This is a genomic window from Isoptericola sp. NPDC056578 (assembly GCF_042793275.1).
GTDB lineage: Bacteria > Actinomycetota > Actinomycetes > Actinomycetales > Cellulomonadaceae > Isoptericola.
Map to the genome: position 1 here is coordinate 53,134 of NZ_JBHTVC010000019.1, position 24,791 is coordinate 77,924.

At 74.9% G+C, this 24,791-nt stretch carries 19 protein-coding genes; 7 read left to right on the plus strand and 12 right to left on the minus strand.

Features of this window, described 5'->3' with window-relative positions; all coding sequences use genetic code 11:
- Positions 1–25: 25 nt before the first annotated feature.
- The 6 genes from ACFQ80_RS09885 to ACFQ80_RS09910 all read right to left on the minus strand — a co-directional run bounded on the left by ACFQ80_RS09885 (position 26) and on the right by ACFQ80_RS09910 (position 9,577).
- Positions 26–1,240 (minus strand): cation:proton antiporter, encoded by a 1,215-nt coding sequence (locus ACFQ80_RS09885; RefSeq protein WP_430563521.1) that lies wholly within the window; start codon positions 1,238–1,240, stop codon positions 26–28.
- Between the two features lie 2 nt (positions 1,241–1,242).
- Positions 1,243–2,541, minus strand: a complete 1,299-nt coding sequence (locus tag ACFQ80_RS09890) for an AI-2E family transporter (protein ID WP_430563522.1) — start codon at positions 2,539–2,541, stop codon at positions 1,243–1,245.
- 48 nt (positions 2,542–2,589) lie between these two features.
- A complete protein-coding gene (locus tag ACFQ80_RS09895; RefSeq protein ID WP_430563523.1) occupies positions 2,590–3,672 on the minus strand; it encodes a sigma-70 family RNA polymerase sigma factor in 1,083 nt (360 codons plus the stop codon).
- An 89-nt stretch (positions 3,673–3,761) separates the two neighbouring features.
- Entirely contained in the window at positions 3,762–6,161 is a 2,400-nt protein-coding gene (locus tag ACFQ80_RS09900) for a SpoIIE family protein phosphatase (protein WP_430549055.1), read from the minus strand.
- 24 nt (positions 6,162–6,185) lie between these two features.
- Positions 6,186–9,140 (minus strand): AAA family ATPase, encoded by a 2,955-nt coding sequence (locus ACFQ80_RS09905; RefSeq protein ID WP_430563524.1) that lies wholly within the window; start codon positions 9,138–9,140, stop codon positions 6,186–6,188.
- A 95-nt stretch (positions 9,141–9,235) separates the two neighbouring features.
- The gene (locus ACFQ80_RS09910) at positions 9,236–9,577 is read right to left on the minus strand and encodes a hypothetical protein (RefSeq protein WP_430563525.1); all 342 of its coding nucleotides are present in this window, start codon (positions 9,575–9,577) and stop codon (positions 9,236–9,238) included.
- A 308-nt stretch (positions 9,578–9,885) separates the two neighbouring features.
- On the opposite strand from ACFQ80_RS09910, the gene ACFQ80_RS09915 reads away from it, so the two are divergent.
- Positions 9,886–10,590, plus strand: a complete 705-nt coding sequence (locus tag ACFQ80_RS09915) for a hypothetical protein (protein WP_430563526.1) — start codon at positions 9,886–9,888, stop codon at positions 10,588–10,590.
- A gap of 104 nt (positions 10,591–10,694) precedes the next feature.
- Complete coding sequence (locus ACFQ80_RS09920) at positions 10,695–11,906, plus strand: MalY/PatB family protein (RefSeq protein WP_430563527.1); 1,212 nt, start codon at positions 10,695–10,697, stop codon at positions 11,904–11,906.
- Positions 11,907–11,955: 49 nt separating this feature from the next.
- On the opposite strand, the gene ACFQ80_RS09925 is transcribed toward ACFQ80_RS09920, so the two are convergent.
- Positions 11,956–12,723 carry a M15 family metallopeptidase gene (locus ACFQ80_RS09925; protein ID WP_430563528.1) on the minus strand — a complete coding sequence of 256 codons (768 nt, stop codon included), beginning with the start codon at positions 12,721–12,723 and terminating at the stop codon, positions 11,956–11,958.
- Positions 12,724–12,761: 38 nt separating this feature from the next.
- Here ACFQ80_RS09925 and ACFQ80_RS09930 point away from each other — a divergent pair, with 38 nt between their 5' ends.
- The gene (locus ACFQ80_RS09930; protein ID WP_430563529.1) at positions 12,762–14,798 is read left to right on the plus strand and encodes a penicillin-binding transpeptidase domain-containing protein; all 2,037 of its coding nucleotides are present in this window, start codon (positions 12,762–12,764) and stop codon (positions 14,796–14,798) included.
- Positions 14,799–14,802: 4 nt separating this feature from the next.
- On the opposite strand, the gene ACFQ80_RS09935 is transcribed toward ACFQ80_RS09930, so the two are convergent.
- Both ACFQ80_RS09935 and ACFQ80_RS09940 read right to left on the minus strand, forming a co-directional pair.
- On the minus strand, positions 14,803–15,585 hold the full coding sequence (locus tag ACFQ80_RS09935) for a glucose 1-dehydrogenase (RefSeq protein WP_430549048.1): 783 nt from the start codon (positions 15,583–15,585) through the stop codon (positions 14,803–14,805).
- An 80-nt stretch (positions 15,586–15,665) separates the two neighbouring features.
- Positions 15,666–16,283, minus strand: a complete 618-nt coding sequence (locus ACFQ80_RS09940) for a TetR/AcrR family transcriptional regulator (RefSeq protein ID WP_430549047.1) — start codon at positions 16,281–16,283, stop codon at positions 15,666–15,668.
- A 161-nt stretch (positions 16,284–16,444) separates the two neighbouring features.
- Between ACFQ80_RS09940 and ACFQ80_RS09945 the strand changes: the two genes are divergently transcribed.
- Positions 16,445–17,851, plus strand: coding sequence for a glutamate decarboxylase (locus tag ACFQ80_RS09945; RefSeq protein ID WP_430549046.1), 1,407 nt, complete (start codon positions 16,445–16,447; stop codon positions 17,849–17,851).
- Between the two features lie 30 nt (positions 17,852–17,881).
- Here ACFQ80_RS09945 and ACFQ80_RS09950 read toward each other — a convergent pair whose 3' ends face one another.
- Positions 17,882–19,135, minus strand: a complete 1,254-nt coding sequence (locus ACFQ80_RS09950; protein ID WP_430563530.1) for an amidohydrolase — start codon at positions 19,133–19,135, stop codon at positions 17,882–17,884.
- Between the two features lie 109 nt (positions 19,136–19,244).
- On the minus strand, positions 19,245–20,609 hold the full coding sequence (locus ACFQ80_RS09955) for an AAA family ATPase (protein WP_430563531.1): 1,365 nt from the start codon (positions 20,607–20,609) through the stop codon (positions 19,245–19,247).
- A gap of 96 nt (positions 20,610–20,705) precedes the next feature.
- Here ACFQ80_RS09955 and ACFQ80_RS09960 point away from each other — a divergent pair, with 96 nt between their 5' ends.
- On the plus strand, positions 20,706–21,293 hold the full coding sequence (locus tag ACFQ80_RS09960) for a histidine phosphatase family protein (protein ID WP_430563532.1): 588 nt from the start codon (positions 20,706–20,708) through the stop codon (positions 21,291–21,293).
- Between the two features lie 12 nt (positions 21,294–21,305).
- On the opposite strand, the gene ACFQ80_RS09965 is transcribed toward ACFQ80_RS09960, so the two are convergent.
- Positions 21,306–23,354 (minus strand): NAD(+) synthase, encoded by a 2,049-nt coding sequence (locus ACFQ80_RS09965; protein WP_430563533.1) that lies wholly within the window; start codon positions 23,352–23,354, stop codon positions 21,306–21,308.
- 130 nt (positions 23,355–23,484) lie between these two features.
- On the opposite strand from ACFQ80_RS09965, the gene ACFQ80_RS09970 reads away from it, so the two are divergent.
- Together ACFQ80_RS09970 and ACFQ80_RS09975 are read left to right on the plus strand one after the other, a co-directional pair.
- Complete coding sequence (locus ACFQ80_RS09970) at positions 23,485–24,219, plus strand: copper resistance protein CopC (protein ID WP_430563534.1); 735 nt, start codon at positions 23,485–23,487, stop codon at positions 24,217–24,219.
- A 230-nt stretch (positions 24,220–24,449) separates the two neighbouring features.
- On the plus strand, positions 24,450–24,731 hold the full coding sequence (locus ACFQ80_RS09975) for an HU family DNA-binding protein (protein ID WP_430549040.1): 282 nt from the start codon (positions 24,450–24,452) through the stop codon (positions 24,729–24,731).
- The last annotated feature ends 60 nt before the right edge of the window (positions 24,732–24,791 follow it).

A 24,791-nucleotide genomic window follows, 5' to 3' on the forward strand; every position in this document is an offset into this window, starting at 1 on the left:
GCCATCGTAGGCAGCGTGCGGGCGGTCAGCCCGACCGGTCCAGGACCGGCAGCCCGTCGTCGTCCAGCCGCTCCAGGTCGTCGGAGCGCACGCCGAGGAGCTTCGCCACGGGCGTGCCGGTGAACCCGTAGACGATCGCGGTGAGCAGCACGACGCCGAAGATCACGGGCACGAGCTGGGGGAACGGCTCGCCGGCGTCCTCGAACCGCAGCGCGAACACGGAGGCGGTGGACGCGGCGACGATGCCGCGCGGCGCCATCCAGCCGATCATCGCGCGCTGCGACCAGGGGAGGCTGGTGCCCAGCGTGGACACCGACGCCACGAGCGGTCGCAGCACCAGCACCAGCAGCGCGACGATCCCGATGGTCGGCAGCGCGTACCGGGCCAGGGCGTCCAGGTCGATCCGTGCCGACAGCACGACGAACAACGAGCCGATGAGCAGCAGCCCGACGTGGGTGCCGAACTCGTGCAGCGGCTCGGTGCGCGCCACCCGCTGGTTCGCCAGGGCGGCGCCGAGGGCGGTGGTGGCGAACAGCCCCGCCTCGTCCTGCCCGGCCTCGGCGAGCGCGTAGGCCCCGAGCGCGAACGCGACCGCGAGCACCACCTCGGTCTCCTTCGGGACCCTGCCGAAGCGGATGAGCAGCACGAGCAGCGCTGCCGCGACGCCGCCGACGACGAGCCCCCACGCGGACGTCAGCAGCAGGCTGGTGGTCTCGGCGTGCAGGACGACGTTCGCCACGGCGAGCGCGACGGTCGCCCCGATGGGGTCGATGAAGATGCCCTCGAACGCGAGCACCGACTCCGCGGGCTGCTTGGGGCGGATGATCGCGAGCAGCGGCCCGACGACGGTGGGCCCGGAGACGATGAGGATGGCGCCGATCACCGCGGACCGTCCCCACGACAGGTCGAGGAACAGGTGGGCGATCACCGTCGCGCCCAGGCCGGTGAGCAGCGCGCCGGTGGTGACGAGCCCGAGGACGGGGCGGCGCGCGCCGCCCCGCAGACGGGCGAAGTCGAGCTTGAGCGACTCCTCGAAGAGCAGCAGGCCCACGGCCATCGAGACCAGGGGGAAGAGGGAGTCGCCGAAGACCTCGTCCGGGTCGAGCCACCCGAGCACGGGTCCCACGAGGAGGCCCAGCACGAGCAGCAGCAGGATGGACGGCACCCGCAGGCGCTTGGCCGCGACCTGGCCGGCTACGCCCACGGCGACGACCAGCGCGATCCCTCCGACGAGGTCCATGCTCACTCCTCCGCGCCGTCGCGCCGGCGGGCCTCGGCCTCGCGGGCGGCGCGCTCGCCGGCCTCGAGGTTGCGTCGACGCCGCGACGACCACACGCCCTCGCCGCGGCCGGACGGTTCGTCAGGGTCGTGCAGCAGCGTCGAGTCCACGAGCTCGTGCCGCTGCAGGTAGGTGTTCCCGAGGGCCTGCACGGTCGCGAGGATCGGCAGGGCGAGGAAGGCGCCGAGGGCGCCGAAGACGGCGCCGAACCCGAGGACGCCGACGAACGACACGGCCGGGTTCATCTCCAGCGCCCGGGCGCTGACCTTCGGGGAGAAGATGAGGTTCTCCACCTGCTGGTACGCGACGATGAAGACCAGCACGGCGATCGCCTGCGGCAGCCCCTGCGCGGCGAGCGCGACCGCCACGGGCAGCGCGCCGCCGATGTACGTGCCGATGGTGGGCACGAACTGCGACACGACGCCGGTGAAGACGGCCAGCGGCAGCGCGTACGGCGTCTGCACGATCAGCAGGAAGACGAACGTGAAGACGCTCGACAGGGCGGCGAGCACGACGCGGGAGCTGATGAAGTCGGAGACCTTCACCTGCGTGATCTCCCACAGGGTCAGCACCTCCTGCTGCCGGTCGGGCCGCAGCCACGCGCAGATCGCGGCGCGGAACTTGGGGCCCGCCGCCATGACGTAGTACGTGATCAGCAGGATCGTGGTGATCGCGAACAGGACCCCCACGATCGACGCCCCGATGCTGAGGGCGCCCGTGGCGACGTCCTGCCCCCACTGGTCGAGAGCCTGCGCGACGAGGTCGTCCGAGTCGGGGACCGTGACGTCCCAGCGCGCCTCGATGCCCTGCTGGATGCTCGTGTAGAGGTCGGGCAGCGACGCGACGAGCTGGATCAGCTGCTGCACGAACAGGTTGCCGAACAGCGCGAACACCCCGAGCACGACGACGATCGCCCCGCCCAGCGACACGCCCGCGGCCGCGCCGCGGCGCCACCCGTGCCGCACCAGCCACACGACGATCGGCTCGAGCGCGAGCGCGACGAAGAAGGAGATGAGCACGTTGACGGCCAGCCCGCCGAGCTGGCCGAACGCGTACGAGAGGAAGGTGGCGACGAACACGGCCACCACGACCATCGCCAGCGCCCGCGGCAGCCACCGCGGCGGGTTCTTGCTGTCGTGCTGGACGGGACGGACGGAGTCGTCGACCTCGTCGTCGACCTCGTGGCCGACGCGATCGTCCGGCGGGGGCGCGGGCGTCCCGGTGGGGGGCACGCCCTCGGGGTGCGGGGCGTCCGTGGTCATGCGGGCAACGTAGCCCAGCGCGGCCCGCAGGGCGCGGTGGGTCGCAGGTCAGAGGGCGGGCAGCCGGTCGGGCAGGCCGAACCGGGGGAACCAGGTGGCGGTGTCGAGGAACGTCGTGATGCCGGTGATGCGGCCGCTGCCGTCGTCCTCCAGCACGGCGAGCCCCCACGGCGACCAGCCGCCGGTCGGGTCGCGCCGGTACTGGCCGTACGCCATCGAGCCGTTCGCCTGCACGGGCACGCAGCGGGACCCCCGGCAGCCGGCGCCGGGGCCCGTCATCCAGCGGATCACCTCGGAGCGCCCGTGCACCCACATCGTGTACGGCGGCATGTTGAGAACGGCGTCCTCGTGCAGCAGCGCCACCAGGGCGTCCATGTCGTAGCGCTCGAACGCGTCCAGGTACCGCTCGAGCAGCTGCTGGTCGATCTCGGCCCACTGCGGCTCCGGGAGGTCCGCACCCTCGCCATGGCCGCCCGCCCGGCGCAGGCCCTTGCTGCCGAGGGTGGCACGGGCCCGCTGCAGGGCGCTGTTCACGGACGCGACCGTGGTGTCGAGGAGCGCGGCGACCTCCGCCGCCGACCAGCGCAGCACCTCGCGCAGCACCAGGACGGCGCGCTGCCTGGCCGGCAGGTGCTGGAGCGCGGCCACGAACGCCAGGCGGATCGACTCGCGGCCCACCGCGACGTCGGCCGGGTCGCCCTCGCGCGGCAGGACGGCGTCGTCCGGCACGGGCTCGAGCCACCGGTCCTCGGCGAGCACGTCGCCGAAGTACTGCTCCTCCGCGGGCTGCGGCCCGCCCAGCCCCATCGGGCGCTCCCGCCGCTTGGACGACCCGAGGTGGTCGAAGCACACGTTGGTCGCGATGCGGTACAGCCACGACCGCAGCGACGACCGGCCCTCGAACCGGTCGTACGAGCGCCAGGCGCGCAGCAGCGTCTCCTGCACCGCGTCGTCGGCCTCGAACGCGCCGCCGAGCATGCGGTAGCAGTAGCCGGTGAGCTCGCGCCGGTACGGCTCGAGCAGGGCGCCGACGTCCTCGCCCTCGCCGCCGGACGTGGACGGGGTGGGGGCACCGGTCGCCGTCGCCCGGGGTCGGGGCGGCGCGTCGGGGCGCTGGGCGGTGTGTGTCACGTCTCACACCGTACGACGGACCGCCGACACCCGGGAGGGGTGTCGCCCGGGGCGACCGAGCCGCCCAGGGACGGCGGGCGGGGGCTCGCTCAGCGCCGGTCGTCGCGCAGCACGCGCTCGACCAGGGGGACGGCGCCGGTGGCGGGTGTCGGCGGACGCACGCGCGACACCGTGCCGGTGAGCGGCCGGGCCTCGCGGTCGATCTCGAACCACACCGTCTTGCCTTCGACGACGCCCGAGTGCCGCCCCACGGCGTCGGAGCCGTCGTGCAGCTGCACGCCCCACCGGGACGCGAGGCGGTCCAGGAAGAGCACGCCGCGGCCCGACAGGTCCTGCGGCCGGGGGGACTGCAGCTCCGGCTCGGCGATGCTGCCGTCGCGGACGCCCACGCGCAGGCGGCGGCCGTCCACCTCGACCGTCGCCGTGATCGGCCCGTCGCCGTGCTCCAGCGCGTTGGTCAGCACCTCGCTGGTCAGGAGCATCGCGGTCCGCCGCTGCTCGTCCGACACGTCGCACGACTCGAGCACGTCGTCCACCCACCGGCGCGCCGGGCCGAGGTCGCTGAGGTCGTCGTCGGCGACGCGCCGCTCCGCCTTCGCGGGCCCGGCCGACGACGGCGGCCCGGACGGGGCGGGGACGCGCACGCGCAGGGCCAGCACCGCGACGTCGTCGCGCTGCGCGTCGCCCACGAGGCCGCGCACCAGAGCGCGGGGGACGGCGGACGTCGCCTCGCCGTGCGCGGAGCGCAGCACCGTCTCCAGGTCGGACAGCCGCTCGTCGCTCGGGACGCCGCGGCGCTCCACCAGCCCGTCCGTGTAGAGCACGAGGGTGTCGCCCGGCAGGAGGCGGGAGGTGCGGTCCACGCGGGGCGTCGTGGGCACCACGCCCAGCAGCAGGTCGGGGGTCTCGGACAGGCGCTCGACCCGGCCGTCGCGGCGCAGCACCATCGGCGGCGGGTGCCCCGCCACCGACCACGTGAGCGTGTAGGCGCGCTCGGGCCGCTCGGCCGGCGGGGAACCCTCGAGGGCCTCCTTCGGGCACGGCGCCGGGTCGCGGTCCAGGCGCGCGACGACGGCGGTCGCCATCGCCCGCGGGCCGAGCCGCGCGTTCGCCTTGTCGAGGCGGGTCAGCAGCCCGGCCGGCGACTCGTCGTGGCTCCACGCGAGCGCCCGCAGCATGGAGCGCAGCTGGCCCATCTGGGCGGCGGCGTGCACGTCGTGGCCCGCGACGTCGCCGATCATGACGATCGCGGTGCCGTCGTCGCGCACCACCGCGTCGTACCAGTCGCCGCCCACCTGGTCGGTGCGCGCGGCGGGAGAGTAGGTGGTCGCGATGTCGAGGTGCGCCACCGTGGGCGGCGCGGTGAGCATCGACTCCTGCAGCGTGGTCGCGACCCGCCGCCGCGCCTCCAGCAGCGCCACCCGCTCCAGCGCGAGCGCCACGTACCGGCTGATCGTCGACTCGAGGGCCGCCGTCTCGGCGTCGTGCTCGCGGGCCTGGTCCCACACGCAGGCGATGACGCCCACGACCATGCCGTTCGACATCACGGGCAGGAACGACCGCGCGCCCTCCGACACGGAGCCCACGGGACCCATCTCGGGGTACGTCGCGACCATCTCGGCGTGGTCGCGGAACCGCAGGGCGGCGCGGCTGCGCACGACGTGCGTGTCGGGCCGGGGCGCGTCGAGACGCGTGCTGCGCAGGGCCGGCTCGCCGGGGTGGTGGTGCCCCACGGTGAAGAACGACAGGTGCCGCCGGTCGGCGTCGACCAGCGCCAGCGACACCCAGCGGGCGCCCGTGCCGGTGCCGATGACGTGCGCGATGGCGTCCTCGACCTCGTCCAGCGTGGTGACGCGCGCGAATCGCTCCGACAGCCCGAGCAGGAACCGCGACCGGCGGTGCGCGCGGAACGCCACCTGCTCGGCCAGCCGTGCGCGCTCCCGCTCCGCGCGCAGCCGCAGCTCGCCCGACGCCGCGGCGGACAGGTCGGCGAGGGTGGCGAGATCCGTCTCGGTCCAGGTCCGCGGCACGGACGACACCGCCCACAGCGCGCCCACCACGTGTCCGCGGGCGTCCTCGATCGGGTAGCCCGCGTACGCGGCGAGCACCAGGTCGCCGATCGTGTGCCGGCCGGCCACGCGCGGGTCGTCGTCGGCGTCGCCCACGACGAGCGGGGTGCGGGTGCGCGCGACGGTCGCCGTCAGGGGCCGGGGGAGCTCGAGGCGGCGGCTGCGCTGCGCGTCCGCGGGGAACCCGACGGCGCCGGGGAGCGTCTTGACGTCGCCGTCGTCGGTGAGCATGACGACGGCGGCCGCGGGCACGCCGAGCTGTCGGTGCACGAGCCGCGCGATGCGGTCGAACACCTCGTCTGCGACGGGCTCACCGTTGGCCGGGCCGGGCGACGGGCCGGGCACGCGGTCGGAGGCGGGACCGGGCACGGGGCCGGGCGACGGGCCGGACAGGGAGCCGACAGCCTGGGCTTCCGGCACGGGCCCAGTATGGACCTCGAACGGTCAGACGCCGATCAGCCCGCGCCGGTGCGCGACCGCGACCGCCTCCGCCCGCCCGGACACGCCCAGCTTCGCGAGCAGGTTCGACACGTGCACGCTGACCGTCTTCGTGGAGATGTACAGCCGTTCTCCGATCTGCCGGTTGCTGAGCCCCTGCGCCACCAGCACCAGCACCTCCTCCTCGCGCTCCGTGAGGACCGAGGACGTGCGGCGGCCGCCGGGCAGCGGCACGCGGGTGCGGCGGCCCCACGCGTGGATCGCGTCGGCGAGGGGTGCGGCGCCCATGTCGACGGCCTCGCCGAGCGCCTCGGCGGCCTCGACCTCGGCCGCCGGCACGTCGCCGGACGTCCGCAGCGCCTGCGCCCAGCGGAACCGGGACCGCGCCACCTCGTAGCGGTACCCGAAGTCGAACTCCTTGACCGTCGCCTCCCACAGCCCGGGGTCGGCGGGGGCGTCGGTGAGCGCGGCCCGCAGCCGGGAGTGCTCCGCCGCCGCGCGGCTCAGCCACGCCCGGCCCTCGGGGCCGAGACGGCCGCCGCGGGGGCGCCCGCGCCGGGCGGTCTCCTGCGCGACGGCGAGGAGGGCGTCGCCGCGGTCGAGCAGCTCCTGCGCGGCGTCGGCGGCGTGGGGGCCGCCCTCCGCGTCCTCCGCGAGCGCCGCCAGCGCCAGCGCGGACAGCCAGATGCGGCCGAGGAAGAACTCGGACCAGGTGGCGCCCAGGTGGGTGGCGACCTCCTCGGCCGTCGTGACCGCCTCGTCGTAGCGGCCGGCCCACGTGAGCGCGTCGGCGTGGGTGCCCCCGGCGATGAGGGCGATCTGCCCGTCGTTCCCCCAGTGCACGCGCATGTCCTGCGCCGCGCCGATCGCGTCGCCGCCCTCGCGGGCGACCTGCGCGTACAGCCCGCCCGCGGCGAGGTACGGCACCACGCTCGCCGGGGCGCCCTCGGGCACCGGCCAGCGGGACAGGTCACCCGTGAGGTACGCGCGGATCTGCGCGAGGTCGACCATCTCCAGGCCGTACGCGCCCCACGTGACGCCGGTCGAGCGGGCGCGCGCCATGCCGGCGTCGAGCACCTGGGCGGACAGGTCGAGGTGGCCCGCGTAGAAGTGGGTGGCGGCCAGGTTGTACCAGCAGCGCATCTCGGTGCGCAGGTCGCCCGCCACGACGGCGCGCTCCCGGGCACGTTCGAGCAGGTCGGCCGCGGTGTCCGGCGTGCCGACCTCCAGCATGGCGAGCGTCGTGAGGGCGTCGGCCTCGGCGTCGGGGGCGTCGGCCCGGCGGGCGACGTCTACCGCCTGCCGGGCGAACGCGCCCGCCTCGTCGTCGCGGTCGTTGTTGAGCAGCACGCGGGAGTGCACGGCGAGCGTCCACGCGAGCTCGGGGGTCGCGACGTCGTCGGGCACCTCGACGTCGAGGGCGGAGGCGGCGTCGGTCGCGCCGGGCAGCAGCACGTCGAGCGCGCGGGTGGACTGGGTCAGGGCGTCGACGAGGTCCTCCATGTCCAGCACGTACCGCACCAGCACGTGCCGCAGGCGGGCCTGCCGCTCGGGGTCGGCGTCGAGCCCCTCGACGGCACGCCGGGCCAGCTGCTCCGCCCGCGTCGCCTGGCCCGCGGAGCTCGCGGCGGCCGCGGTGTCGAGGGCGACGGTGACCCGGTCGGTGCCGAGCAGCTCCGCGGCGTCCGGCACGGACTCCCACAGGGAGAGCACCTGCTCCAGGTGCCGCACCTCCTCCGCCGGGGCGAGCATCGTGGCCGCGCTGCGGGCGGCGTCGCGGGACGCGACGAGCGCGGCGGGCAGGTCGTGGCCCTCCAGGGCGTGGTGGGCGCGCTTCGCCGCCTTCCCGAGGGCGGGGTCGGCCGTCAGGGCGTCGAGGTAGGCGCGGTGCATGGTGGTGCGCTCGCCCGGCAGCAGGTCGAGGACGAGCGCCTCGGCGACGAGGGCGTGCCGGAACGCGACGTGCTGGCCCTCGACGCGCAGCACCTGCTGTGCCACGGCCTCGCGCAGGGCGGCGTCGGTGGCGCCGGGCGCGTCGAGCCCGGGCAGGCGGGGCGCGGTGGCGCGCAGCAGCGCCTCGTCCACCTGCCGCCCGGCGACGGCGGCGAGGCGCACGAGCTGCTGCACGGCCGGGTCGAGGCGCTGCAGGCGGGCGTGCAGCACGTCGGCCAGGGACCACGGCAGGCCGGTCGAGGACTGGCCCGCGTCGAGCAGCTCCTCGGCGAAGAAGGCGTTGCCGTCCGACCGGCTGCGCACGGCGTCGAACTCGGCCTCGCCGAGGGGCTCGCCGCGGGTGGCGGTGGTGAACTCGCGCAGCTCGTCGGGGGTGAAGGGCGACAGCTCGACGTGCGTCACCGGGCGCTGGCGGTACAGCTCCGCGAGGACGGGGCGCAGGGGGTGGCGGCGGTGCAGGTCGTCGCTGCGGTACGTGGCGACGAGCAGCAGGTGCTCGGACCGCAGCCGGGCGACGACGAACCGCAGCACGTCGCGCGTGGACTCGTCCGCCCAGTGCACGTCCTCGACGATCAGCACGAGCGGTGAGCCCGCCCGGCCGGCGGCGGCGAGGCTGCCCGCGACGCCGTCGAGGAGCTGGAGCCGCTCCGCGTGGTCCGCACCGCCGTCGGCGCCGCCCGCCGGGTCGAGCAGGCGGGCGAGGGCCGGGCGCTCGGCGACCACCTGGGCCACCGCGGGCACGCCGCGCAGCTCGGTCAGCGCCTCCGTGAACGGCAGGTACGGGATGCCGACGTCACCCAGGTCCACGCAGTGCGCGACGACGACGCGCGCCCCGGCGTCGCGCGCGGCGTCCGCGAGGTGCGTGACCAGGCGCGTCTTGCCCACCCCGGCGTCGCCGCCGAGCAGGAGGACGCCGGGCTCGCCCTCCGCGGCGCGCTCCAGCGCGCCGCGGAAGGCGGTGACCTCCTCCTGGCGGGCGATCAGGGGCACCTCGCTGGAACGTCGCACGAGGTGATCGTCCCACCGGCCGCCCACACCCGCCGCCGGTTTTCCGTGCTCGCGGACCCGCTCCGTCGCCGTGCCCACCGCCGTGCCGCGCACGGTCAGGCGGCCCGGCGTCCGGCGCCGTCCTGGGGACGCAGCGCGTCCAGCCCGTGGGCGATCTGGTCGGCCCGGCGGGTCACCTGGAGGTCCCACGCGCGGGCGTCGGTCCGCGCGGCGACGGCGTCGAGCGTCGAGCCGAGCCGCTGCACGGCCTCGCGGTCCGCGGCCCGGGACCGCGCACGGCGGGCCAGGTCCCGGACCCCGCGACCGGCCGCGCCGGCCGCGCGGCCCACCGTGCGCACCCACGCCGGCGTCCCGCGCTGGTAGGTCTCGGCCATCCGCTCGCGCCGGTAGTCCAGCTCGGCCAGGACGGCCAGGTCCCGCGACGTCATCTCGTTCATGTCCTCGTCCCCTCACCGGCCGGGGTCCCCGGCCCTGCGTGCCGGCCACCGCCGGCTCCTCGATCTCGTGGTGACCACGCTCGTCCTGAGGCCCCCGGGCGGGCATCGGGCAACTGCCCGGTCTTCCGGGGAGGGGGTACCTCAGACGACGCCGCGACCTGGGCCTCCGCCGGTCTGAGGTACCCCTGCGGCGGGGCTGAGGGGTACCGAGGCCGGGGCCGGACGGGCCTTCGCCCGCGCCAGCCGTTGCGACCTGGGTCACAGCGGTCGCACACTGGGAAAGACCGGACCTATACGGGGGTGGACTCGTGGCTGGATCTGTTGCTGGCGCCTTCGACGCGCTGCCGATGCTCGGGCGTGGCAAGCACCGCAACCCCAAGAAGGGCGCGTGCTTCATGGAGCTGGCGTCGTTCCTGGCCGGTGAACGCTGGAGCGATCATCCGCAGTGCACGCACCCGCTGCTCGCGATGCTGGCCCGTGCCGTGAACGACCTGACCTCCGACGGGAACCGGCCGCAGCTCGCGCCGCTCATCCCCTCGGTCATCGGGCTGACCAGCAGCGACCCGCGGTGGGACGTGCAGATCGCGCTGCGCGCCGCGCAGACGGCGCTGCCCGTCGCGCCCGCCGACCGGCAGCAGACGCTGGCCGTGGCGATCATCGGTGCGGAGCGCATGCTCGACGCCCTGGACGGGCGCCCCGAGGGCACGCTCGACCCGGCCAGCGCCGACGCGCTCGCCGCGTCGCCGAAGACGGCCGAGTGGGCGTACCGGTTCTGCGAGGGCACGCGCGTGCGGCCCAAGCGGTTCGTGCGCGACGCCGCGCCGTCCGTCGTGTCCACGGCGGTGCAGGGCATCAGCGAGGCGTTCGTGCCCGACACGGACGCCCGGCTGCGCACCCTGCTCGCCGCCACCATCGAGGACGCCCGGCGCTGGGCCGGCCACACCGACGAGGACCGCCCGGCGCTCGTCGAGGAGCAGTGGGCCCCGGTGGTGAAGACGGTCCCGTCCGCCTGACCCACGCCGAGGTAGCACCCCTCGCGCCGAGGTAGCACCCCGCGCGCCGAGGTAGCACCCCGCGCGCCGAGGTAGCGCGCGGGCGCCTCTGGTAGACCGGAGCCGTGACCGACAACCCGCTGGAGCAGCTCACCCTCGACGACCTGCGCCGTCGCACGTCCGTGAAGTGGCGGGCCTACCCGCCGGACGTGCTGCCGCTGTTCGTCGCCGAGATGGACACGCCCGTCGCGCCCGCCGTCGTCGACGCGGTGCAGGGGGCGCTGGCCCTCGGGGACACCGGGTACGACGTCGGCACGGCCTATGCCGAGGCGCTCGCACCGTTCGCGCGGGAGCGCTGGGGGTGGGCGCCGGACGTCGCGTCCAGCCGCACGATGCCGGACGTCATGGTGGCGATCGTCGAGGTGCTGCGCGTGCTCACCGCCCCCGGCGACGCCGTCGTCGTCACGCCGCCCGTGTACCCGCCGTTCTACGGCTTTCCGGGCAACGAGGGGCGACACGTCGTGGAGGCGCCCCTGGGCGCCGACCTGCGGCTCGACCTCGGCGCGCTCGAGGCCGCGTTCGCGCGGGTCACGGGCGCCGCCGCCCACGGCGCCGGGCCCGGCTCCGGCCGGCGCGCCGTCCTGCTGCTGTGCAACCCGCACAACCCCACCGGCACCGTGCACACCCGCGCGGAGCTCGAGGCGGTGCTGACGCTCGCCGACCGGTACGGGGTGCGGGTGGTGGCCGACGAGGTGCACGCCCCGTTCACGTTCGAGCGCGTGGCCGACGGCGCGCCCGCGTTCGTGCCGCTGCTGTCGGTGGCGGGCGCGGAGCGGGCGGTCGTGGTGCAGTCGGCGTCCAAGGCGTTCCACCTCGCGGGGCTGCGTGCCGCGGTCGCGATCGGCGGGCCGGGCGCGGCCGACGACCTGCGCCGGATCCCCGAGGAGGCGGGCCACGCCGTCAACCACCTCGCGGTGCTGGCGCACGCGGCGGCCTACCGCGACGGCGGTCCGTGGCTGGACGCCCTGCTCGCGGGCGTGCACGCGAACCGAGGGCTGCTCGCGCGCCTGCTGGCGGCGCACGCCCCCGCCGTGCGGCTCCAGCCCGCCGACGCCACCTACCTGGCCTGGCTCGACCTGCGCGGTGCCCTGCCCGGTGGCGTCCCCGCGGCCGACGCCGCCGCGCTCGTGCTGGAGCGCGGCCGCCTCGCCCTCGAGGACGGCGTGCGGTTCGGCGCCGGCGGGGCCGGGTGGCTGCGGCTCAACCTCGCGACGTCCACGGCCGTGCTCACCGAGGCCGCGGAGCGCCTCGGCCGCGCGCTCGCCGTGCCGAGGTAGCACCGGACCGTGCCGAGGTAGCACGGACCGTGCCGAGGGAGTACCCGTGCTACTTCGGCGGGGCGTAGTCCGGCGCCGGGGCGGCGCCGAAGGCCTCCTCCAGGGTGGTGGTGCCGGCGAGGTGCATCGGGACGGTCAGTCCGGTGCCCACGTAGCGCAGGTGCCAGGGCTCGGGCGAGTAGCCCGTGACGGACTGCCGGCCCTCCGGGTACCGCACGACGAACCCGTACCGCCACGCGTGCGCGTCCACCCAGCGCCCGGTCCTGGTGCGCCCGAAGTCGGTGTACGGGGTGCCGGCCTCGGCGACGTCGGCGGCGAGGCCCGTCTGGTGCTCGGAGTACCCCGGGCGGGCGGAGAACGTGTCGGCGGCGCGGCGGCCGTGCGCGTCGACGTACCGGGCGTACAGCCGCCGCTGGTAGTCCGCGGACCGGAAGCCGGAGGCGAGGACGAGCTCGTGGCCGGTGGCGTCCTGGGCGTCGGCGGCGAGGCGCTCCAGGGCCCGCGCCGCCTCGGCCCGCAGCCGGTCGTGCTCGCCGAGGGCGGGCACGTCGGGGCGCGCGAGGTCGTCCGGCGCCCAGCGCTCCGGGGTGACGGGGTGGGCCTTGTTCACCAGCACGGTCAGGTCCGCGGGGTCGTGCCCCGGGGTCCACGTGCGGCCCAGGATCGACGTGCCGCCCGGCCGCGGGTCGGGCAGCGCGGCGGTCGCCGCACCCGCCGGCACGACGGCCCCCGCGACGGTCAGGACGCCCGCCAGGGTGCCCGCGACGACGGCGCCACGAAATCTATGCAGGACCGTGACCACGACACGGGGGGACATGCCGACCAGGTTGCCAGGAAGCCGATAATCTCGCCAAGGTGCGCCGACGCTACCGCCTCGCCCTCGCCGTCCTGCTGACCCCGGTCGTCGGGGTGACCCTGGTGGCGTGCACCGGGCCCGACGTGCCGTCCGCCGACCCGGCCGCCGAGGCGCTCGCGGCCGCGCTCCGGGCGGGCGACGTGAGCGACCTGGCGCTGCAGGCGCCCGGCTCGGTCGACGTGCAGACGCAGCTCACCGAGGTGCTCGAGCCGCTCGTCGACGCCTCGGGCGAGCGCGAGCGCACGGTGACGGTGGCCTCCGTCGGCAAGCCGGTCACCCAGGACGGCACGACGTCGGCGGTGGCCACGCTGGACTGGTCGTGGCCGGTGGGCCGCGACGTCACGTGGAAGTACAGCACCGACGTCGACCTCGCCTATGCGCCGCCGGAGAGCGGCGACGGCGAGGGCGCCTGGCGCGCCGTGTGGCGGCCGGACGTGCTGGTGCCCGACCTGGAGCCGGGCGAGCGGCTGAAGGTCAGGACCCTCGACGCGGACCGCGGCGACCTGCTGGACGGCGACGGCGAGCCGATGGTGACCGAGCGGGGCGTGTGGCACATCGGGGTGGACAAGACGGCGGTGGAGGGGCTCGGGCAGGAGTCCGCGGCGCGCGACCTCGCGCAGCTCGTGGGCCTCGAGCCGAACGAGTTCTTCGCGCGCGTCGACGCGGCCGGGGAGAAGGCGTTCGTCGAGGCGATCACGATCCGCAAGAAGAACCCGGGCGTGGACTTCACGGTGGACGACGCGCGGGACATCATCGGCGTGCGTGCGGTCGAGGACTCCCTCGAGCTCGGACCGACGAGCACCTTCGCCGCGCCGATCCTGGGCCGGGTCGGGGAGGCGACCAAGGAGGTCGTCGAGGAGTCCGACGGCGCGGTGCAGGCCGGCGACGTGGTGGGGCTGTCGGGGGTGCAGCGCGCCTACGACGACCAGCTCACCGGCTCGCCGGGCGTCCTGGTCAGCGTGGTCCCGGCCGGCGACGGTGACGTGGGCCTGGACGGCGAGCCCGAGGAGGACGGGGACGAGGGGCGTGAGCTGTACCGCGTCGACGCCGTCGACGGCGTCGCGGTGGCCACCACCCTCGACCAGCACCTCCAGAAGCAGGCGGAGAACGTGCTCGAGGACGTCGACCCGGCCAGCGCGATCGTCGCGATCCGGCCGTCGGACGGCGCGGTGCTCGCCGCGGCGAGCGGGCCCGGCGGCGAGGGCTGGTCCACCGCGACGCTGGGGCAGTACCCCCCGGGGTCGACGTTCAAGGTGGTGGACGCGCTGGCGATGCAGCGGGCGGGGATCACCCCGGACACGAAGGTCGCCTGCACGGACAGCATCACCGTGGACGGCCGCAGGTTCGGCAACGTCCCCGGCTACCCGTCGTCGGCCACCGGCGAGGTGCCGCTGCGCACGGCGTTCGCGCACTCGTGCAACACGGCGATAATCGCGCAGCGCGACAAGGTGGCGCAGGCGGACCTGGCGACCGCGGCGTCCGACCTCGGGCTCGTGGACGACGAGGTGGCGGCGCCCGTGCTGGGCGTGCCCGCCTTCCTCGGCGCCGTGCCCGCGAAGGCGGACGGCACGGAGCACGCGGCGTCGATGATCGGCCAGGCCAAGGTGCAGGCGTCGCCGCTGGGGATGGCGACGGTCGCGGCGAGCGTCGCCGCCGGCCACCGGGTGCAGCCCGTGCTGGTGCGCGACGAGCCGGCCGGGGGCGACGACGGCGACGCGTCCGCCTCGCCGTCGGCCGAGGAGTCGGCGCAGGCGCCGAAGAAGCCGTCGACGCCCGGGGTGACGGACGACGAGGCGGCGGTGGTGCGCGACCTGATGCACGGCGTCGTCACCGAGGGCAGCGCGGACATGCTGCAGGGCGTGCCCGGAATCGTCGGTGCCAAGACCGGCACGGCGCAGTACGGCGACGGGTCGAAGCAGCACGTGTGGATGCTCGCGATCGTCGACGACCTCGCGGTGGCCGTCTTCGTGGAGGACGGCCACCGCGGGTCGGACACCGCGGGCCCGCTCATGAAGGACTTCCTGGCGGGCCTGTGACCGGTCAGGCGCCGTGCTTGTGCGGCACGCCCGCCACGAGCCCGCCGTCGACGACGAACTCGGCGCCGGTGGAGTAGCTGGACTCGTCGCTCGCGAGGAAGACGATGGTCTGGGAGACCTCTTCCGGCCGCGCGCCGCGGCCGAGCGGGATGAGCAGGTCGCCCGCGTCGATGCCCGCGGTCATCGGCGTCTCGATGAACCCGGGGTGCACGGAGTTGACCCGCACGCCGTGCGGCCCGAGCTCCAGCGCGACCGACTTCGTGAGCCCGCGGACGCCGAACTTGGAGGCCACGTAGCCGTGCAGGCCGCGGCTCCCGCGGAGCCCCTCGACGGACGAGATGTTGATGATCGACCCGGAGCCGGCCTTCACCATGACCGGCGCGACGGCCCGGATCCCCAGGAACACCCCGGTGAGGTTGATGTCGATGATCCGGCGCCAGGCGTCGGTGTCGTACTCGGTGATCGGGCCGCCGTTCGCGATGCCCGCGTTGTTCACGAGCACGTCGATCCGTCCGAACTCCTCGAGCGTGAACGCGACGGCCTTCGCCCAGTCGTCCTCGTTCGTGACGTCGAGGTGGACGTAGCGGGCGACGTCGGTGCGGTCGGCGCCCAGCTCGGCGACGAGGGCCTCGCCCTTCGCGTCGTCGAGGTCGGCGACGACGACCTTGGCGCCCTCGGCGGCCAGCGCGCGGGCGTGGGTGACGCCCATCCCGCCGGTCCCGCCGGTGACGATCGCGACCTTGTTGAAGACTCGGTTCCCGGTGCTGACGGCCGTGCTGGCGGTCATGCTGGCCTCCTTCGTGGTTCTGCTGGGAGTGGGTGCACCTGCCCGCCCGGGACCGTGGTCGTCCCGGGACGGAGGGGACGTCAGGGGGACGGTGTGGTCCACCAGGCGGGCAGGGCGTCGTGGGCGACCCGGGCGAAGAACGCGGGGTCGCGGGGCGGGGGAGCGGCGAGCCAGACCTCGAGCGCGCCGACGGTGCCGAGCCCGACGTACGTCGCGAACGCGCGGGCGTAGCGGTCGACCTGGTCGGCGGGGGTGCCCGGGTCCAGGGGCATGAGGCCGGGGTGGGCGCGCAGGTGGTCGGTGAGGGTGCCGGCCACGTGGTCGGCGAGCAGCCGGGCCAGCGGGGCGCTGAGGCCGCCCTCGAGGGCCCGCTCGTACACGGGCAGGTGCGCCTCGACGTGGGCCTGCAGCGCACCGGTGTACCGGGCGACGACCTGCTCGGCGTCGCCGTGGGTGGCGTGCCCGGCGACCTCCCGCACGGCGGCGTCGAACTCCGCGCGGATGCGGTCGAGCTCGGTGCCGAGGACCCGTGCCAGCAGCTCGGCCGGGCCGGCGGCGTGGTCGTAGAACGTGGCCCGGTTGATGCCGGCGCGGGCGGCGACGGCGGACGCGGTGAGGTCGGCGACGTCCTGCTCCGCGGCCAGCTCCAGGACGGCGGTGCGCAGGGCTTCCGCGGTCCGCTCGACCCGCTTGTCCATGCCCTGTCACCTCCGCCGTCGATGCTCTCGACGCTACGCCGGGGCGACGAGTTAGGCAACACCTGTCGCCTAATTCACTTCACCCGGGCCGGCCGGGTGAGGGGCGACGGGCCGACCTACGCTCGAAAGTGCCGCACCCGCCACCGACGAGGGGAACCGCCATGGTCAGCAGGACCCGAGGGAGCGGCCGCCGCCGCGTCCGCCACGGGGACGTCGAGCTCAACCCCGTCTTCGTCCGCCCGGGAGAGACGCGCTCGGTGCCGCGCGACCGCCTCCCGGCCGGGCAGTCCCTGCCGGAGACGGCGTTCCAGATCGTCCACGACGAGGCGATGCTCGACGGCAACGCCCGGCTCAACCTCGCCACGTTCGTCGGCACGTGGATGGACGACCACGCCAGCCGCCTCTACCTCGAGGCGGCGGACAAGAACATGGTCGACAAGGACGAGTACCCGGCCACGGCCGCCGTCGAGGACCGGTGCTGGCGCATGCTCGCCGATCTGTGGCACGCCCCCGACCCGCACCACGCGATGGGCACCTCGACGATCGGCTCGTCCGAGGCGTGCATGCTCGCCGGGCTCGCGCTCAAGCGGCGGTGGCAGCAGGCCCGGCGCGACGCCGGCAAGCCCGTCGGCACCCCCAACCTCGTGATGTCCAGCGCGGTGCAGGTGTGCTGGGAGAAGTTCTGCAACTACTTCGAGGTCGAGCCCCGCTACGTGCCCATCAGCGAGGAGCACCGGGTGCTCGACGGCCACGACCTGGAGAGCTACGTCGACGAGGACACGATCGGCGTCGTCGCGATCCTCGGCGTGACGTACACCGGGATGTACGAGCCGGTCACCGAGATCGCCGCCGCCCTCGACCGCATCCAGGCGACCACCGGGCTCGACGTGCCCATCCACGTGGACGGCGCGTCGGGGGCGATGGTCGCGCCGTTCGTGCAGCCCGACCTGGTGTGGGACTTCCAGGTGGAGCGGGTCGCGTCGATCAACACCTCCGGCCACAAGTACGGCCTCGTGTACCCGGGCCTCGGCTGGGTGGTGTGGCGCGACGAGGAGGCCCTGCCCGAGAGCCTCGTGTTCCGCGTGAGCTATCTCGGCGGCGACATGCCCACCCTCGCGCTGAACTTCTCCCGACCGGGGTCGCAGGTGCTGCTGCAGTACTACATGTTCCTGCGGCTGGGGCGGGCGGGGTACGAGGCGGTGCAGAACGCCTCGTCCGACGTCGCGCGGTACCTCGCCGACGGCGTCGGGAGGCTGCCCGCGTTCGAGCTGTGGAACGACGGCTCCGACATCCCCGTCTTCGCGTGGCGCCTGAAGCCGGGGCACACGGAGAACTGGAACCTCTACCACCTGTCCGACCGGCTGCGCACGCGCGGCTGGCTCGTGCCCGCGTACCCCATGCCCGACGACCTCACCGACGTCACCGTGCAGCGCGTCGTCGTGCGCAGCGGGCTCAGCCGGGACCTCGCGGCGTCGTTCCTCGCCGACCTCGAGGAGGAGACCCGCTACCTCGACGCCCTCTCCGGACCGATGCCCTCGGAGGGCCAGCGCACCGGCTTCATCCACTGACCCGCCCTCCGGCGACGGCGGGCGGGCCGGTCAGCGGGCGAAGCGCTCCGAGCGCTCGACGACGCGGCCCGCGCCGCGCCCGCCGTCGGCGGCGCGGTCCCACGTGTACACCTCGACGCCGGTGACGAAGACGTGCTCGGCGCGCGAGCCGACGTCGAGCGGGTCGCCGGACCAGACGACGACGTCGCCGTCGAGGCCGGGCGCCAGCGCGCCGACGCGGTCGTCGAGGCCGAGGAACGACGCCGGGTTGACGGTGAGCGCCTCGAGCGCGACCTGCGGGTCCAGGCCCTCCTTCACGGCGAACGACGCCTGGTGCACGAGGAAGTTGATCGGCACCACCGGGTGGTCGGTCGTGATGGCGACGCGCACGCCCGCCTCGGCGAGCCGGGCGAGGTTCGCGACGTCGCGGTCGCGCAGCTCCACCTTGGAGCGGGACGTGAGCATCGGGCCGTAGATGACCGGCACGTCGCGCTCGGCGAGGACGTCGGCGATCGCGACGCCGTCCGTGCCGTGGTTGACGACGAGCCGGTAGCCGAACTCGTCGGCCAGCCGCAGCGCGGTGGCGATGTCGTCGGCCCGGTGGGTGTGCTGATCCCAGGCGAGCTCGCCGGCCAGCACCCGCGCGAGGGTCTCCTTGCCGAGGTCGCGGGCGAACGGCTCGCCCTTCTCCTCGGCGGCGTCGCGCTGGGCCGCGTAGTGCTGCGCGTCGAGGAACGCCTGCCGGATGACGGCGGCCACGCCGAGGCGGGTGGACGGCTGCTTCTTCTGCTCGCCGTACACGCGCTTGGGGTTCTCGCCGAGCGCGGACTTCACGGAGACCGCGTCGCTGATCACCTGCTCGTCGACGGTGCGCCCGCCCCACGTCTTGATCGCGACCGTCTGGCCGCCGATCGGGTTCGCCGAGCCCGGCTTCACGACGACGGACGTCACGCCGCCCGCGAGCGCGTCGCGGAAGCCCTCGTCCTCGACGTTGATCGCGTCCAGCGCGCGCAGGTGCGACCCGTCGGGCCCGGTCTTCTCGTTGGTGTCGTCGCCGGCCCAGCCCTCGGCCTCCTCGTGCACGCCCACGTGCCCGTGCGACTCGACGAAGCCCGGCAGCACCCACCGGCCCCCCGCGTCCACCGTGCGCACGCCGTCGGGGACCTCGACGTCCGCGCCCACGGCGGTGATCACGCCGTCCGTGACGAGGACGGTGCCGTTCTCGATCGGCAGCCCGTCGACCGGGACGACGTAGCCGTTCGTGATCGCGACGGACGAGCGGGCGGTGCGGATCGGAGAGGTCATGCCCGCCATCATGCCGCCGCCCGGGGATGCCGAACAGGCACCTGACACCGGTATGGCGGCCTGGCGGGCGTCATACCGGGGTCAACTGCCTGTGGGGCGGGGCCGGGTGCTACAGGTAGTGCCCGACGGAGGGGGACGGCTTCCAGCGGCCGGTCGACGTGATGTCGAGGATGCGGCGCGTGGTCATGCCCTCGATGCCGTGCTCGAGGACGGCGCGGCGCGCGACCTCGCGGATCTCCGCGCCCGTCGCGCCGTCGAGGCTGCCGGCGATGGCGGCGAGGTCGAGGCCGTCACCCTGGCGCGGCAGGTAGATCTTGAGGATGGCGACGCGGCCCTCGTGGCTCGGCAGCGGCACCTCGAGGATGGTGTCGAACCGCCCGGGCCGCTTCACCGCCGGGTCCAGGGAGCCGGGGTCGTTGGTGGTCGCGAGGGTGAGGACGTCGTTGCGCACCCGTGCGCCGTCGAGGGCGTTGAGGAACTCCGAGAAGCCCGACGAGCTGCGCATCTCCGCGTTCGCGACGCCGTCGATGTCCTCCATGACGACGAGGGTGGGGCCGAGCCGCTCGACCTCCTTGTAGAGGTTCTCCGACGCCTGCCGCAGCACGTCCGGCTCCACGATCATCACCGTCATCGCGCCCGCGACCTCCGCCGCGAGGATCCGGCCCAGCTTCGTCTTGCCGACGCCGGGCTTGCCCGCGAGCAGCAGCCCGCGCGTGGTCGGGAGCCCGAGGGAGAGCAGGTCGTCGCGGCGCGTGGTGCCCGACGACAGGAACAGGTCCACCTCGCCCCAGACGGCGTCGGCGAGGACGAGGTCGGCGCGCGTCTCGTGGGTCGCTGGCACGGGCTCGAAGCCGACCTGGTTGCCGTAGCTGGTCACCGACACCTGCAGGATGCGGCCGCGGTACGGGTTCCCCTCGCCCTTGAGGGAGGTGAGGAAGTCGTCGAGCACCGACTCGGCGAGGTCGCGGCGGCCCTCGCCCGTGTAGACGGTGACGTCCGCGGGGTGCCCGCCGCACAGGTGGATCGCGACCGCCTCGTCGCGCAGGGTGCCGGCGGGGAAGAACGCCGACAGGTGGTAGGGCACGGAGAGTGTGTGGTCCTCGCCCAGGCTCAGCGGCCGCCACTCGGGCGTGCGGCCCTGCGGCCCGAGGATCTCGTAGCTGCCCTCGTGCTCGGCCATCCACCGGGCCAGGACGTGCCCGTGCAGCAGCAGCTGCGTGTCGGAGACGGCGCGCTTCACCTCAGACATCCGGGACTTCTTCACGCCGAGCTTGCGCGCCGCCCAGCCCGAGCTCGACGTCGGGGTGCCCTTCTTCTTCTTGCGCGGGGCGCCGAGGATCTCCGCGAGCACGCGGATCGTCTGGCGGACCTCCGTCGGGTACGGGCCGAGCTTCGGCCACAGGAGCCTGCCCTGCTGCTCCTCGGGCGTCGCGACGCCGTCCGTCGTCGTCCCCGAAGGCTGTCGCTCGCTCATGGTGCTCCCCGTGCTTCCCGCCGCCGTCCCCGGCGGAACGGCCCGCAGCACCCTATCTGCCTGCATCGACGCCGGCCGAGCCGATAACGTCGGCGGATGCCGACCCGACACCTGCACGTGCTCCGCCACGGTCTTGCGGACCCGTTCGGTGAGCTGACGGAGGTCGGGGAGCGGCAGATGGAGCTGGCCGGCCGACGCCTGGCCGCCCTGCCGGTCGACACCGTCTGGCACTCGCCGCTGTCGCGCGCGGTGCGGTCGGCGCAGGTCCTGGGCGCGCAGCTGCCGGGCGTGCGGGTGCGCGAGGCGGCCGAGCTGATCGACCACGTGCCGTACCTGCCCGACCCGATGCCCGCCGCGTGGGTCGGGTTCTTCGACGGGTACGACGTCGCCCACGCGGCCGAGGGCGAGCGGCTCGCCGCCGCGCTCACCACCCGCTTCGCCCGCGCCGCCGACGTCGAGACCCACGACGTGCTGATCACCCACGCGTTCCAGGTCGCGTGGCTGGTGCGCGACGCCCTCGCCGCGCCGCCCGCGAGCTGGCTGGGGCTGCCCTACGGCAACGCCGCACTCACGACGATCGAGTACCGCGACGACCGCAGCGCCTCCCTGATCGTCTACAACGACATGGGCCACCTGACGCCCGAGCTGCGCTGGACCGGGTTCGGCCCCGCCGCCCGCCCCTGACGCGCACGGGACTCAGACCGTCGTCGGGACGTTCTCCTCCAGCTCGGCGAGCCAGGCCGCGGCGGACGCGTCGGACGGCATCCGCCAGTCCCCGCGGGGCGAGAGCGAGCCGCCGGCGGCGACCTTGGGGCCGTTCGGGATGGCGGAGCGCTTGAACTGCGACGAGAAGTACCGCCGGAAGAAGACGACCTCCCATTTCCGGATGGTCGCCAGGTCGTAGGCGGACCGCTCGTCGTGGGGGAAGTTCGGCGGCCAGGCGCCGGAGTCCGGGTCGCGCCAGGCGTGCCACGCGAGGAACGCGATCTTCGACGGCCGCAGGCCGTGTCGCAGCGTCCAGAACAGGGTGAAGTCCTGCAGCGCGTACGGGCCGATCGCCGCCTCGGTGGACTGGGGAGCCTCGCCCTCGCCGGCCGGCACCAGCTCGGGGGAGATCTCCTGCCCCAGGATCTCCAGGAGCAGGGCGTTCGTGTCCGCCTCGAACTGGCCGGAATCCGCGACCCAGCGGATGAGGTGCTGGATGAGCGTCTTCGGCACGCCGGTGTTCACCGCGTAGTGCGACATCTGGTCGCCCACGCCGTACGTGCACCAGCCCAGCGCCAGCTCGGACAGGTCGCCCGTGCCCAGCACGATGCCGCCGCGGTGGTTCGCGAGCCGGAACAGGTAGTCGGTGCGCAGCCCGGCCTGCACGTTCTCGAACGTGACGTCGTAGACCTTCTCGCCCGCGCCGTACGGGTGGCCGAGGTCGCGCAGCATCTGCTCCGCGGCGGGCCGGATGTCGAGCTCCTCGAAGTGCACGCCGAGCGACGTCGCGAGCCGCGTGGCGCGGTCCTTCGTCTCCGACGACGTCGCGAAGCCGGGCATCGTGATCGCGTGGATGTCGGTGCGGGGCCGGCCGAGCCGGTCCATCGCGCGGGCCGCGACGATCAGCGCGTGCGTCGAGTCCAGGCCGCCCGAGACGCCGATGACGATCTTCGGCTGCCCGATCGACCGCAGCCGCTGCTCCAGCCCGGCCACCTGGATCGAGTACGCCTCGTAGCAGTCCTGCGCCAGGCGCTCCGGGTCGTCCGGGACGAACGGGAAGCGGTCCACCTTGCGCCGCAGGCCGACGTCGCCCGACGGCGGGTCGACGGTCCAGCCGACGGTGCGGAACCCCTCGACGCGCGCGCCGAGCGCGCGCCGGTTGTCGTCGAACGACCCCTGCCGCAGCCGCTCCTGGCGCAGCCGGTCCAGGTCGACGTCGGCCACGGAGCGTCGCGCGCCGTCGGGGAAGCGCTCCGTCTCGGCGAGCAGGTCGCCCACCTCGTAGACCATCGTCTGGCCGTCCCAGGACAGGTCCGTGCTCGACTCGCCCTGCGCCGCCGCGTACGCGTAGGCCGCGAGCCCGCGGTGCGACGCGGAGCGGACCATGAGCCGCCGGTCCTCCGCGCGCGCGACCGTGATGGGGCTCGCGGACAGGTTGAGCAGCACCGTCGCGCCCGCCAGCGCGGCCTCGGCCGACGGGGGCACCGGCACCCACAGGTCCTCGCACACCTCGACGTGCACCACGAGCCCGGCGACGTCGTCGGCGGCGAACAGCAGGTCCGGCCCGAACGGCACGGGCCCGTCGGCGAACGGCAGCGTCACCGTGGCGCCGCGGCGGTCGTCGCCGGGGGCGAACCAGCGCTTCTCGTAGAACTCGCGGTAGTTCGGCAGGTACGACTTGGGCGCGACGCCCAGCACCCGCCCGCCCTGCACGACGACCGCGCAGTTCAGCAGGCGGTTCCCCACCTCCAGCGGCGCCCCGACGACGAGCAGCGGGCGCAGGTCGGCGCTGGCCTCGACGATCGCCGCGAGCGCGTCCGTGGTCGCCTCCAGCAGCGTGTCCGCGAGGTGCAGGTCGTCGATCGCGTACCCGGAGACGCACAGCTCGGGGAAGACGGCGACCGCGACGCCGTCGTCGTGGCACGCGCGCGCCTCGGCGAGGATCGCGGCGGCGTTCGCGCGGGGGTCGGCGACGGTGACGGGGACGGTGCAGGCCGCCACGCGGGCGAAGCCGTGGGCATAGGCCGAGGTGAAGTCCACCCCCCGAGTGTAGGAACGCCGCCCGTCCCCGCGAGACTTGTCAGGACCAGCGCCACGTCTGCCTCGCGCTCGCCCTGACAGCTCGCCAGGCTCCTGACAGCTCGGGCGGGCGGGTCGCTAGGGTCGGGCCGTGCACCTTCGACCCGCGCGCCGTCGTCGCGCCCTCGCCGTCCTGCTCGCCGCCGCGGCGGTCCCCGTGCTCGGCCTCGCCCTCGCGCAGCCCGCCAGCGCGCACGACCGGCTCCTCTCGTCGGACCCCGCGGACGGCGCCACCGTGGACGAGACGCCCGCCGAGCTCACCCTCGTGTTCAGCGCCGACGTCCTCGCGGCGGGGGCCCAGGTGGCGGTCACGACTGCGGACGGCACGGTCCCGGCGGAGGTCGCCGTCGACGGCGACGAGGCCGTCGCCGCGCTGCCCGACGACCTGCCCGGCGGCGACTGGGACGTGTCGTGGCGCGTCGTCTCCTCCGACGGCCACCCGATCGAGGGGGAGCTGGCGTTCACGGTGGCGGGCGCCGCGACGCCGTCGCCGAGCGCGAGCCCGTCGTCCAGCCCGACGTCCAGCCCGACGATGCCCAGCGCCTCCCCGAGCCCGACGGCGTCGCCGGACGCCACGACGACGGCCGGGCACGCGCACGGCGGCGGCACGCCCGGCGTGGACCTGAACGCCGACGGCGAGGCGGGGTGGGCGACGGCGTGGCTGTTCCCCGTCGCCGTGCTCGCGGTGGTCGGCGTGGCGGCCGCCGTCCTGCTGCAGCGACGCCGGCGCGCCGACGACGGCGCGCGCGACGCCGACGGCGGGGACGAGACGGGCGAACGGCACGGACCGGGCGCGGGCCCCGAGGGCGACGGCCCGACGTCCTGAGACGTGCCGCCGCGCACGCGGTCTGTCCCGTCATGAGGGCAGATACCGGGACAGATCGTGTGCTCGAAAGGTTCCCGTTTCGAGGTGTCCGGCACGCCACGCGCGGAAAAGTCGCAGGAATCCGCGGATGTTCCCTAGTGTGTTCCCCGTCCTCCCGGCGCGAGCCGGGGTGGCGTACGAACGTGACGACGCGCGGGTCGCGCGCGTCGTGAACCGGAGAAGGGATGCACATGTCGCTGAACAAGTCCGAGCTGGTCTCGGCCATCGCCGGCAAGGCTGAGCTCAGCAAGGCGGACGCGGACAAGTTCCTCAGCGCCTTCCAGGAGGTGCTCGAGGAGTCGCTCGCCAAGGGTGAGGCGGTCAAGGTCACCGGTCTGCTCTCGGTCGAGCGCGTCGAGCGCGCGGCCCGTACCGGCCGCAACCCGCGCACGGGCGAGGAGATCCAGATCCCGGCCGGCTTCGGTGTGAAGATCAGCGCCGGCTCGCTGCTGAAGAAGGCCGTCGCGAAGTGATCCTTCGCTGACACGACGCGTCGTGACAGCGCTCCGGAGGCCCGCCGCTCGCATCGTGCG